This is a genomic window from Lentzea sp. NPDC059081, from assembly GCF_042738015.1.
In the GTDB taxonomy this organism is placed as follows: Bacteria; Actinomycetota; Actinomycetes; order Mycobacteriales; family Pseudonocardiaceae; genus Lentzea.
In genome coordinates this window covers 45203-56648 of sequence record NZ_JBHYGW010000040.1, presented here as the reverse complement: position 1 = coordinate 56648, position 11446 = coordinate 45203, and the positions used below count along the sequence as shown (strand labels likewise).

Genomic DNA, 11446 nt, shown 5'->3' with positions numbered 1-11446 from the left:
CCTAGCCTCTTTCGGTCAAATTCGTGCCCATCGGTTCCCATCCGCTCCCAAACGCGAAACCGCAGGTCAGTTCGGCTCGGGCACGTAGTTGTGGTGCGCCGAGATCGGCTCCTCGAACAGGACGTGCGGGAACTCGGCGCGCAGCACGTCGCACACCAGGCGCAGCATGACCGCGCGGTTGCGCCGCGCGTAGTCCTGCGCCCAGTACAGGTCGTGCCGGTACGCCGCCATCTCGGGCGTGCCCGAGAGGAACACGGCGAGGTCCGGGTCCGGCAGCTCGGCGTTGTGCGCGAGCGTGCGCGCCACCGAGATGTGGTGCTGCGCCAGCTCGTTGCCGATGCCGCGCGACCCGGAGTGCAGCATCACCCACACCCGCTGGTCCCCGTCGAGGCAGACCTCCAGGAAGTGGTTGCCGCCCCCGAGCGTGCCCATCTGGTGCAACGCCTTGTCGGCGCGCGCCTTCACGGCCGGCGTCAGGTCGTCGAACCGCTTCCAGAACGGCGCCCAGTCGGACGCGTCCCGGTCGGTGAACGCCGTCGCCCTGTGCTGCCCGAACCCGACGGGCACCACGGCCTCCATCCGGGACCGCAGACCGCGCAACGTGTCCGGCAGGTCGCTCGCCGTGAGCGAGGTGCGCACGGCGGTCATGCCGCAGCCGATGTCCACGCCGACCGCCGCGGGCGAGACGGCGTCGCGCAACGCGATCACCGAACCGACCGTGGCGCCCTTCCCGTAGTGCACGTCGGGCATGACCGCGACGTGCTTGAAAGCCCACGGCAGCGAGGAGATGTTCTGGAGCTGTCGCATGGCGAGCTCCTCGACCTCGTCCGGTCGAGTCCACATGCGGATGTCCACGTTCTGCCCGCGGACCAGGGTTGCTGCCATGCGTCCGAGGTTAGGCGGCGTTTCGCTGGTGCGACAAAGGAGTTTCGCCGGCACCGGAGACGAACTCCCAGGTTCCCTTGCGCACCTTGGCCTTGCGGAGGTCGCCGCCGATGTTCGTGACAAACGCGCGCACGGTCGGCAGGTCGTTCACATCCGCGATGAGAATCGCCTTGCCCTGCAACGTGACGCTGCCGCCGCCGAGCTTCTCGCGCGCGACGGCGTCGTCCAGCAGGCCCTGGCGGAGCTGCTGCGCGGTGATGCCGTCGACCTCGACCTGGACGGCGTCGACCTCCGGCGAGCTCGCGGGCAGGAAGCGGAACGTCAGCACCGACTCCTGCGAGAACCGCTTGCCGATCGTCTCGGCGGTGTGGCGCAGGCTCTTCTCATCCAGCGTCACGTCGAACTTCCGGGACCGCTCGAACGTCGTCGCCTGCTGGTCGCTCGACCAGAACACCCCGTCGAGCACCGTGGACCGCGTGGTGACGCCCCCGTTCGCGTGCACGATCCCGCGCACCTCGTGGTCGAAATGCACCAGCCGGTCCCGCAACCGGGGGTCGGCGGGGTCGGTGATGATCGCGGTGTTGTTCGTCGCGAAGATCTCCGGCAACGGCAGCGGCGCACCCGCCGCCGTGCCTGTGGAGACCGCGAACGCCAGTACGGACGTGACTGCCACGAGAAGCTTTCGCATGCGGGACAACGTAGGGGCCGGGCACACCGGAGGACACCCCGTTCCACCCCTCGGTACCGGGGGTGATTGACAGGCGCATCGAACGTGAAAATACTTCGGCGTCATGGATCGCGTGTGCGTCATCGGGGCGGGTTCGTCCGGCATCGCCGCATGTCAGGTGCTCGGCGCCCGAGGCATCGACTACGACTGCTTCGAGACCGGGTCCGAGATCGGCGGCAACTGGCGCTACCTCAACGACAACGGCATGTCGTCCTCCTACCGCTCGCTGCACATCAACACCTCGCGGCAGATGATGGAGTTCAAGTCGTACCCGATGCCGGCGCACCTGCCGGCCTACCCGTCGCACTTCCAGATCGCCGAGTACTTCGACGACTTCGTGAAGCACCACGGGTTCCGCGACCGCATCCGCTTCCGGACCGAGGTCGTCTCGGTCTCCGTCGCACCGGGTGGCTACTCGGTCACGACGCGCGACCGCGACACCGGCGAGGAGACCACGGCCGGCTACCGCTCGGTGATCGTCGCGAACGGCCACCACTGGTCGCCGCGGCTGCCGGAACCCGCGTTCCCCGGCACGTTCGACGGCGAGGAGACGCACGCGCACTTCTACAAGACGCCCGAACGGTTCGCGGACAAGAAGGTCCTGGTCCTCGGCATCGGCAACTCGGCGTGCGACATCGCCGTCGAGACGTCGCGGGTGTCCACGCGGACGTTCCTCGCGATGCGCCGCGGCGCGCACATCATGCCCAAATACCTGTTCGGGATGCCGACCGACCACCTGACGACGTCGCCGCTCGCCCGGTTCGCGCCGGCGTGGCTGCAGGCGCTGTCGTTGCGGGCGATGCTGCGGCTCGCGCGGGGCAAGCTCTCCGACTACGGGCTGCCCGAGCCGTCGCACGGCATCCTCGCCGCTCACCCGACCGTCTCCGACGACCTGCTGACCCGGCTCGGCCACGGCGACATCACGGTGAAGCCGAACGTCGCGCGGCTCGACGGGTCCGGTGTCGTGTTCGAGGACGGCAGTCGCGAGGACGTCGACGTGATCGTCTACTGCACCGGGTACAAGGTCGACTTCCCGTTCCTGGACGCCGCCGAGTTCGCGGCCGTGACGTCGGAGGACAACGAGGTGTCGCTCTACCGGCGGGTCGTCGACCCCGAGCACCCCGGGCTCTACTTCCTCGGGCTGATCCAGCCGCTCGGGGCGATCATGCCGCTGGCCGAGGCCCAGGCCGAGTGGATCGCCGACCTGGAGTCCGGCCGCGCGGCGCTGCCCCCGGTGCCGGAGATGAAGGCCGAGATCACCACCTACCGCGAGGAGCTGCGCGGCCGGTACGTGAAGTCGAAGCGGCACACGCTGGAGGTCGACTTCCTGGGCTACCAGCGGGAGCTGCAGGCGGAACGGCGGGCGGGCGCGGCGCGGGTCTGACGCCGGTACGGTCGAGGCGTGTCGACCGCACAGGTGATCGTCCTCAACGGCGGGTCCAGCTCCGGCAAGTCCGGGATCGCGCGATGCCTGCAGGCGGTGCTGCCGCAGGCGTGGCTCGCGATCGGCGTCGACACGCTGATCGACGTGATGCCCGCACGGTTGCAGCTCGGGTCCGCGGGCATCGGGTACGACAGCGGCGGCGAGGTCACCGTCGGCGCCGAGTTCCGGCTGCTGGAGGACGCGTGGATGGCGGGCGTCGCCACCATGGTCCGCGCCGGCGCGCGGGTGATCGTCGACGACGTGTTCCTCGGCGGCGTCGAGTCGCGGCAGCGGTGGGAGAAGGCGCTCGACGGGCTCGTCGTGCTGTGGGTCGGCGTGCGCTGCGACGCGGCCGTCGCCGCCGGGCGTGAGCTCGCGCGCGGGGACCGGGTCGTCGGGATGGCCGAGGTGCAGGCCGAGCTGGTGCACCGCGGGATGAGCTACGACATCGAGGTCGACAGCGCGGCCGCCGAGGCGGTCGAGTGCGCGAAGGTCATCGCGGAGAAGGTCGGCGGGCGCCTCGCCGGACCCTCGGAGGACTAGCAGCAGTCGCAGCAGGTGCAGCACTCGTCCATTCCGATCACCTCCCCTCGGGTGGGCACCACGGCGAACAGGATCCGACCATGTCCGCCAGGTCCGTGCGGAGCCGCGCGAGCCGGGCCATCTCCGCGTCGATCTCGGCCATGTGCCGCCGCAGCAGCTCGTCGGCCGGTTCGCACGGGCACTCGCCGGTGTCGCGGATGGCGAGCAACGACGAGATCTCCCGCAACGTCAGCCCCAGGCCCTGGCAGTCGCGGATGAACCGGATCCGGTCCGCGGCCGACGACGGGTACTGCCGATACCCCGACGACGTGCGCGGCGGCGGTGCCAGCAACCCCGCGCGTTCGTAGTACCGGACGGTGTCGGGCGGCACCCCGGCCTCCCGGGCGAGCTCGGCGACTCTCATGCGCCCCACGCTAAACCTGTGACCGCACTCCAAGGTCAAGCGCGCGTCCTCCCAACGAAAAACGGGGCCACCGACGTTACGCCGGTGGCCCCGCTCCTCACAGCACCGTTCAGTGCACGCCGAGGACGCCGTCCACGCGGCGCGGGATGCCCAGCGGGTTCGCGTCCTGGAGCTCCACGGGCAGCAACGCGTCCGGCCACGACTGGTACGTCACCGGCGCGATCCAGCGCCGGATCGACGTGGCACCGACCGACGTGTGCAGCGGGTTCGTCGTCGCCGGCCACGGACCGCCGTGGTGCTGGCCCCACGCCACCGCGACACCGGTCGGCCAGGCGTTGAAGATCAACCGGCCCGCCACGCGCCGCAGGACCTCCGCGATCTCGCCGGCCTCCGCGTGGTCCGACTCGGCCGCGTGCACCGTGCCCGTCAACGTGCCGGGCAGCTTCGCCAGCACCGAGTGCAGCTCCGCCGGCGACGAGTACGTCACGACCAGGGCCGCCGGGCCGAAGTGCTCCTCGGTCAGCTTCTCGAGGTTCTCCTCGAACACCGCCACCGGAACGCTGAACAGCCGCGGCGACACCGCCCACGCCTCGTCCGGGCGCGTGCCGGTGGACACGACCGACACCAGGTCCGACGCCGCCAGCGCGTCCGTCGACGCCGTGTAGGAGTCGCACATCCGCTCGTTCAGCATCGCGCCACCGGACGTGGCCGCGACGGCCTCGCCCAGCGCGGGCACCAGCGACGACGGCGCGAACACCAGGCCGGGGTTCGTGCAGAACTGCCCGACGCCCATCGTCAGCGAGGCGGCGAACCCGCTCGCGATGTCCTCACCGGCGGCCGCGCCCGGCAGGATCACCGTCGGGTTCACGCTGCCCAGCTCGCCGTAGAACGGGATCGGGTCCGGCCGGCCCTGCGCGATGTCGAACAACGCACGCCCGCCACCGGTCGACCCGGTGAAGCCGACCGCGCGCACGGCGGGATGCTTCACCAGCGCGACACCGGCCTCGGTGCCGTACACGATGCCGAACACGCCCTCGGGCGCACCGGCCTCGCGCAACGCGTCCACGACCACCCGCGCGGTCTCGCGCGACGTCGACGGGTGCGCCGAATGTGCCTTCACCACAACGGAACAGCCGGACGCCAGCGCGGACGCCGTGTCGCCACCCGCCACCGAGAACGCGAACGGGAAGTTCGACGCGGAGAACACCGCGACCGTCCCCAGTGGACGGAGAACGCGCCGCAGCACCGGCCGCGGCGGGATGATGTCCGGGTTCGCCGAGTCCAGGGTGGCCTCGACGTAGCTGCCCTCGCGCAGCACCTCCGCGAACAGCCGCAGCTGGTTCGTCGTGCGCTTGAGCTCCGTCGTCAGCCGCGGCTCGCCGAGAGCCGTCTCGCTGTCGGCCGTCGAGACCAGCAGCGGCGACTCGGCGTCGAGCGCGTCGGCGACCTTCTCCAGCACCACCGCGCGGTCCGCGGCCGTGACGGCCGACCAGGCCGGGAAGGCGACGGCCGCCGCCGAGGCGATCCGGTCCACCTCGCTGTCCGCGGTCTTCCCGACCGGTTCCCCGAACGGCTCACCGGTTCGCGGGTTGTACCCCTGCACGCCGTGGCTCAACGCCCTGCCTCCTTGACTGCCGTGTCGTAATCGGGACCGCACCAGGCCCCGCCCACGTACTTCGCAGCGTACGACGAAGGGTCGAGCTCGCCGTGCTGCGCCAGGATCTCCGCCGCGTGCACCTCGGAGTCGTCCTGCGGCTCGAAGCCCAGCGCGCGGGCCTCGTCGTGGGAGAACCAGCCGCGCGTGTTCTTCGAGACGCCCCAGGCGATCCGGAAGCCGGGCGACGCGACGGACAGGCACGCCTCGAACAGCCGCGCACCGTCGTCCGGCGACAGCCACGTCGACAGCATCCGCACGTCCCGCGGCTTCTCGAAGCACGAACCGATCCGGACCGCGATCACGTCCATGCCGTACCGGTCGGCGTAGAGCGAGCCCAGTGCCTCCATCGCCACCTTGGACACACCGTAGTAGGTGTCCGGGCGGGGGAAGAGGTAGTCCCCGGCCACGCCGTCGGCGCGTTCCACGTACCCCACGGCGTGGTTCGAGCTGGCCAGGACGACGCGCCGGACGCCGGAACGCCGTGCGGCCTCCAGCACCGTGTGCGTGCCGTCGATGTTGACGCGCAGGATCTTGTCCCACGGCTCCTCGAGGCTGTGGCCGCCGAGGTGGATGACGGCGTCGACGTCCTTCGAGGCGGCTTCCATCGCGTCCATGTCGGTCACCGACGCCTGGACGATCTCCACGGTCTCGCCGTCGGCGGCCGCGGGCAGCTCCGCGATGTCCAGCAGCCGCAGGACGCGGCCTTCCGCGGCGAGGCGGGAGCGCATGAGCGTTCCCACCACACCACCGGCGCCGGTGATCAGGATGCGTGCGGTCACGGGTTGGACCCCTCCGTACGTGTTCGGGTGTTCAGATGGTCAGCGGCCGAACTGGCGGAGGAGCTCGGTGATCGTCCTGGCGGCGTCGAGCAGGGCGGCGACGACCTGGCGCTCGTGGTCCGGGTCGAGCCGGCCCAGGGGAACCGAGCAGCTCATCGCGTCGAGCACGGGGTTGCGGTAGGGCAACGCGACCGCGAAGCACCCGAGGCCCGGCGTGTTCTCCTCGCGCTCGTGGGCGTAGCCGGCGTTGCGGAACCCGGCGAGCTGCTCGTGCAACGCCGTCCGGTCGATCACCGTGTTGGGGGTCAGCGGCGCCAGCACGTCCGGGAGGATCTGGTCGACCTCCTCCGGCGTGCGCGTCGAGAGCACGGCCTTGCCCAGCGACGTCGAGTGCGCGGGCAGCCGGCGGCCGACGCGGGACACCACGCGCAGGTGGTGCTCGGACTCGCGGCTCGCCAGGTAGACGACGTCCGCGCCGTCCAGGCGGGCGAGGTGCACGGTCTCGTTGATCTCCTGGCGCACCTGCTCCATCACGCGGATCGCCGCGCGCACCACCGGGTCGTGGTCCAAATAGGACGTACCGACGAGCAGTGCGCGCACGCCGATGCCGTACGTGCCCCGGTCGGAGTCGACCTCGACCCAGCCGCGCGCCACCAGCGTCTGGAGCAGCATGTACAGGCTGGACTTGGGGTAGCTGAGCTCGCGGTGCAGCTCCGTGAGCGTCAGCCTGCGATCGGACGCTGACAGCACCTCGAGCAGCTCCACCGTGCGGTCGGCGGACTTCACCGCGCCGGGACGAGCTGTGCCCTTGTCGATCGGCGACGCCACCTGACCTCCTCGAAACAGTGAAGCAACTTTCCCTTGACACGTTGCTCCGCTGATTCTTACAGTCCTGCTTCAGGTTCACAAGTACGACCCCGGTTCATATATCTGAACGTGAAGGGCTGCGACGATGCGCCGTAGAACATCCACAACCCTCGCCGTGCTGAGCGCGGCCGCCCTGCTCGCGGGGTGTGGCAGTGGTGGCACGGCGTCGTCGAAGGACCCGGACAAGCCCCTCGAGGTGTGGACCCGCTCGACGGAGGCGACCGCGAAGGTCTACGAGAAGATCTTCAAGTCCTTCACCGAGAAGACCGGTGTGCAGGTCGACTACAAGCCGATCTTCAACGACTTCGACAAGCAGGTGCAGCAGCGCGCCGCGTCGAAGGACCTCCCCGACGTCGTCGTCACCGACACGGGCTCGCTCGGCAACTTCGTCAAGCAGGGCTGGACGACCGAGATCGACCGCGAGGACATCGCGGGCGGCACCGACATCGTCGACCGCGCGTGGAACAACGGGAAGGGCGCGGACGGCAAGTTCTACGCCATCCCGTACTCCACCCAGGCCATGGTCACGCTGATCCGCAAGGACTGGCGCGAGAAGCTCGGCAAGCCGGTCCCCACCACGTGGGACGAGCTCGACGACCTCGCGAGGGCGTTCACCCGCGACGACCCCGACGGCAACGGGCAGAACGACACCTACGGCATGCTCGTGCCCGGCACCACCGACCGCGGTTACCTCGCCTGGTGGGCGTCGAGCTACCTCTGGCAGGGCGGCGGCGACATCCTCGAGGAGGAGGGCGGCGGCAAGTTCTCCGTCGGCATCGACTCGCCCGAGTCGACCAAGGCCGTCGAACGGCTGCGCAAGCTGTTCTGCGAGGACAAGGTCATGCAGCCCGGCTCACTGACGCTCGGCACGAACGACGCGCACCCGTTGTTCGAGTCCGGCAAGAGCGGCATCTACCTCACCGGGCCGTACATGATCGGCCGCTTCGACAAGTCCCTCGGCAAGGACAAGTACGAGGTCATCGCCTCCCCGCGCGGCCCAGCCGGCGCCACCGTGCTCGGCGAGGGCGAGGACATCTACCTGATGGCCGGCTCCGCGAGGACCGTGGACCAGAAGAAGCTCGCCGAGTACCTGATCACGCCCGAGGCGCAGCAGGCAGGCATGAAGGGCGACCCGCAGCCCGTGGTCCGCCTGCCCGTCAACAAGAACGTCGACGTCAACGCCACCTACAACGACCCGCGCTGGGCGACCGTCGCGGGCGTGTACAAGAGCGAGGCGCGGCCGTTTCCCAGCGTTCCGAACTTCGCCCCGTTCCGGCAGAAGACCTCGGAGACCCTGAACTCCATCTTCGCGAAGTGCCCGGCGAGCTCGTCCGCCGAGCTCAAGTCCCTGGCGGACGCGCTGAAGAAGGAGCTCGAGAACCAGAAGGCGTCGCAGTGACCGCAGTGCGGTCGCTCGGCGAAACCCGAGACGTGGGCTCGACGGCTAGTGGCGGCGGTGCCGTCGACACCCACCCCGTGAGGCGGCGCCGCCGGCGTCGCCTCACGGGAGCCAGCTTCATCCCTTGGCTCTTCCTGCTCCCCGCCGCGCTGATCTTCCTGGTCTTCAAGTTCATCCCGATGGCGGAGGGGATCCGGCTCTCGCTCTACGAGGTCCGGCCGTTCCTCGGCGACGTGTTCGTCGGGTTCGAGAACTACGCGACGATCCTGCGGGACGAGAAGTTCCTGACCGCCGGCTGGCACACCCTCGTGCTGGCCGGCGGTCAGACGGTCGGCGCGATGCTCATCGGCTTCCTGCTCGCGCTGCTGCTGGAAGGCCACACCAAGTCGCTGTGGTTCGTCCGGTCCGCGGTGTTCCTGCCCGTCGTGGCGGCCACCGCGGTTATCGGCGAGATCTGGCGGCTGTTCTTCTACCCGGCACCCGAGGGCTTCCTCAACGAGGTCGTCTCGTGGGTCGGGCTCGGGCCGTGGGAGTACATCCACGATCCCGACACCTCGCTGGTCTCGGTCATGTTCGTCGGCATCTGGAAGCACGCGCCGTACGACATGGTGCTGATCCTCGCCGGGCTCGCCGGCATCGACCGGCAGCAGTACGAGGCGGCCGCGATCGACGGGGCGTCGACCTGGCAGCGGATCCGGAACGTGACGCTGCCCGCGTTGCGCCCGGTCGTCACCATCCTGCTGACCCTGGCCGCGATCCGCGGCCTGCGGGTGTTCACCGAGGTCTACGTCCTGACGGGCGGTGGTCCCGCCGGGTCGACCGACGTCTGGATGACCCGCGTGTTCACGACGGCGTTCGAACAGTCCGAAGCCGGGCTCGCGTCCGCGGGGTCGGTGTTGTTGTTCCTGGTTACGCTCGTTCTCACGGTCAGCGTGCAGTGGTACCGCCGGAGCAGGGAGGGGCGATGAGCGTCAACTCGAGCCGCTTCGACAGCGCCGTCGGCTGGTCCACCCGTCCGGACGCGTGGGTCGGCAGAGCCGTCCGCGTCCTGTTCAGCGCCCTCGCCGTACTCCTCTTCTGCGGCCCTCTGCTGGTCATCTTCTCCGGCGCGTTCGACCACAACCCGGACCCGACGAAGCTGTCGGTCGTTCCGGAGAGCCCGTCGCTGGTCAACTTCCGGGTCGCGACGGAGAACAAGATCTGGCACTACCTGGTGAACTCGCTGGTCATCGCCGGTGGTGCCCTGCTGTTGCAGCTCGCGGTGAGCGTGTTCGCCGCGTACGCGCTGGCGCGCAAGAAGTTCCGCGGCCAGGCCATCGCGCTGCTGGTCATCCTCGCCACGATGATGCTGCCGGAGGAGGTCATCGCGATCCCGCTCTCGCTGGTGATCGGGGACCTGCCGCTGGTGCACGTGAGTCTGAAGGGCACCCTGCTCGGTGTCATCCTCCCGTTGGGGGCGTGGGGTTTCTCCATCTTCGTCATGACGGAGTTCATGAGGGAGATCCCCGCCGAGCTCGAGGAGGCGGCCAAGGTGGACGGTGCGGGAGAGCTGCGCCTGTTCGCGCAGATCATCCTCCCGCTGTGCAGGCCCGCGCTCGGCGTGATCGCCGTGTTCGGCTTCAACATGATCTGGGAGCAGTACCTGCTTCCCCTGATCGTGGCCGCCGACCCCTCCGATTACACGCTCACGGTCGCACTCCTCGCGCTCAGATCCGACGACACGGTCGGGACGGGCATCGTGCTGGCCGGTGCGTTGCTGGCGCTGGTGCCGAGTCTCGTCGTGTACCTGTCGCTGCAGAAGTCCTTCCTGCGTGGGATCACCACCGGAGCGATCAAGGGATGAGTGTGTAGGTATGCAACTCGATGGTGTGCTGTTCTTCCCGGTGACCCCCTTCGACACCGAGGGGAACATCGCGTACGACGTGCTGGCCGAGCACGTCAAGCACGGTGTCTCCGCCGGGCCGGGCGCGGTGTTCGTCGCCTGCGGCACCGGCGAGTTCCACGCCCTGGGGCTGGAGGAGTTCGAGCGCGCGGTGGCCGTGGCGGTCGAGGCGACCGCGGGCAAGGTGCCGGTGTTCGCCGGCGCGGGCGGCTCGGTCGTGGCGACCAAGCAGTTCATCCAGGCGGCCGGACGCGCGGGTGCCAACGGCATCCTGCTGCTGCCGCCGTACCTGGTGACGAACCCCGCCGCCGGCCTCGTGCGGTACGTGGCGGAGACCGTCGCCGTCACCGAGCTGCCGGTGATCGTCTACCAGCGCACCAACGCGCGGTTCACCCCGGAGGCCGCGGTCGAGGTCGCCCAGCTGCCCAACGTCGTGGGCTTCAAGGACGGTCTCGGCGACCTGGACCAGATGCAGCGGATCGTGCTGTCGGTCCGTGCCAACGTTGACAAGCCGTTCCAGTTCTTCAACGGCCTGCCGACGGCGGAGATGACCCAGCTCGCCTACCGGGGCATCGGGGTCGAGCTGTACTCGTCGGCGGTGTTCTGCTTCGCGCCGGAGATCTCGATCGGCTTCTACAACGCCGTGCAGGCGGGCGACACCGCGCTGACGAACCGCTTCCTGCACGAGTTCTACAAGCCGCTGGTCGAGCTGCGGGACAAGGTCCCCGGCTACGCCGTCGCGCTGGTGAAGGCCGCGGTGCGGGCGAACGGCCTCGACGTCGGTGGCGTCCGCGCACCGCTGGTCGACCCGTCGGACGAGCACCTCGCCGCTCTCGACAAGATCATCGCCACCGGCAAGGCACTGCTGGCCTGAGGAACGA

Annotated in this window: 11 protein-coding genes and 1 pseudogene; 6 read left to right on the top strand and 6 right to left on the bottom strand. The window is 69.6% G+C overall.

The features are described from left to right. Window positions 1-75: 75 nt before the first annotated feature. Window positions 76-885 (bottom strand): annotated as a pseudogene (locus tag ACFWV3_RS42260) (RtcB family protein); the annotation flags it as partial. A gap of 10 nt (window positions 886-895) precedes the next feature. Further along, complete coding sequence (locus ACFWV3_RS42255; RefSeq protein WP_382419593.1) at window positions 896-1573, bottom strand: hypothetical protein; 678 nt, start codon at window positions 1571-1573, stop codon at window positions 896-898. Window positions 1574-1676: 103 nt separating this feature from the next. Between ACFWV3_RS42255 and ACFWV3_RS42250 the strand changes: the two genes are divergently transcribed. Both ACFWV3_RS42250 and cpt read left to right on the top strand, forming a co-directional pair. Beyond that, window positions 1677-2996, top strand: a complete 1320-nt coding sequence (locus ACFWV3_RS42250) for an NAD(P)-binding domain-containing protein (protein ID WP_382419592.1) — start codon at window positions 1677-1679, stop codon at window positions 2994-2996. 18 nt (window positions 2997-3014) lie between these two features. Then, the gene (gene cpt / locus ACFWV3_RS42245; protein ID WP_382419590.1) at window positions 3015-3578 is read left to right on the top strand and encodes a chloramphenicol phosphotransferase CPT; all 564 of its coding nucleotides are present in this window, start codon (window positions 3015-3017) and stop codon (window positions 3576-3578) included. 37 nt (window positions 3579-3615) lie between these two features. Here the strand turns inward: cpt and ACFWV3_RS42240 are convergent, their stop codons facing one another. From ACFWV3_RS42240 to ACFWV3_RS42225, 4 genes are all read right to left on the bottom strand, one after another. Continuing rightward, window positions 3616-3981 (bottom strand): heavy metal-responsive transcriptional regulator, encoded by a 366-nt coding sequence (locus ACFWV3_RS42240; protein ID WP_382419589.1) that lies wholly within the window; start codon window positions 3979-3981, stop codon window positions 3616-3618. Between the two features lie 109 nt (window positions 3982-4090). Next, entirely contained in the window at window positions 4091-5596 is a 1506-nt protein-coding gene (locus ACFWV3_RS42235; protein WP_382419588.1) for an aldehyde dehydrogenase (NADP(+)), read from the bottom strand. After that, complete coding sequence (locus tag ACFWV3_RS42230) at window positions 5593-6417, bottom strand: NAD-dependent epimerase/dehydratase family protein (protein WP_382419587.1); 825 nt, start codon at window positions 6415-6417, stop codon at window positions 5593-5595. Before ACFWV3_RS42230 ends, ACFWV3_RS42235 begins: the two co-directional genes overlap by 4 nt. A 39-nt stretch (window positions 6418-6456) precedes the next feature. Further along, window positions 6457-7245 (bottom strand): IclR family transcriptional regulator, encoded by a 789-nt coding sequence (locus tag ACFWV3_RS42225; protein WP_382419586.1) that lies wholly within the window; start codon window positions 7243-7245, stop codon window positions 6457-6459. Between the two features lie 124 nt (window positions 7246-7369). Between ACFWV3_RS42225 and ACFWV3_RS42220 the strand changes: the two genes are divergently transcribed. The 4 genes from ACFWV3_RS42220 to ACFWV3_RS42205 are packed head-to-tail and all read left to right on the top strand — an operon-like array spanning window position 7370 to window position 11439. Further along, window positions 7370-8683, top strand: a complete 1314-nt coding sequence (locus tag ACFWV3_RS42220; RefSeq protein WP_382419585.1) for an extracellular solute-binding protein — start codon at window positions 7370-7372, stop codon at window positions 8681-8683. Continuing rightward, on the top strand, window positions 8680-9651 hold the full coding sequence (locus tag ACFWV3_RS42215) for a carbohydrate ABC transporter permease (protein ID WP_382419584.1): 972 nt from the start codon (window positions 8680-8682) through the stop codon (window positions 9649-9651). The genes ACFWV3_RS42220 and ACFWV3_RS42215 overlap by 4 nt, the downstream gene beginning before the upstream one ends. Next, window positions 9648-10526 carry a carbohydrate ABC transporter permease gene (locus ACFWV3_RS42210; protein WP_382419583.1) on the top strand — a complete coding sequence of 293 codons (879 nt, stop codon included), beginning with the start codon at window positions 9648-9650 and terminating at the stop codon, window positions 10524-10526. Before ACFWV3_RS42215 ends, ACFWV3_RS42210 begins: the two co-directional genes overlap by 4 nt. Before the next feature lie 10 nt (window positions 10527-10536). Continuing rightward, a complete protein-coding gene (locus ACFWV3_RS42205) occupies window positions 10537-11439 on the top strand; it encodes a 5-dehydro-4-deoxyglucarate dehydratase (RefSeq protein ID WP_382419582.1) in 903 nt (300 codons plus the stop codon). Window positions 11440-11446: the final 7 nt, after the last annotated feature.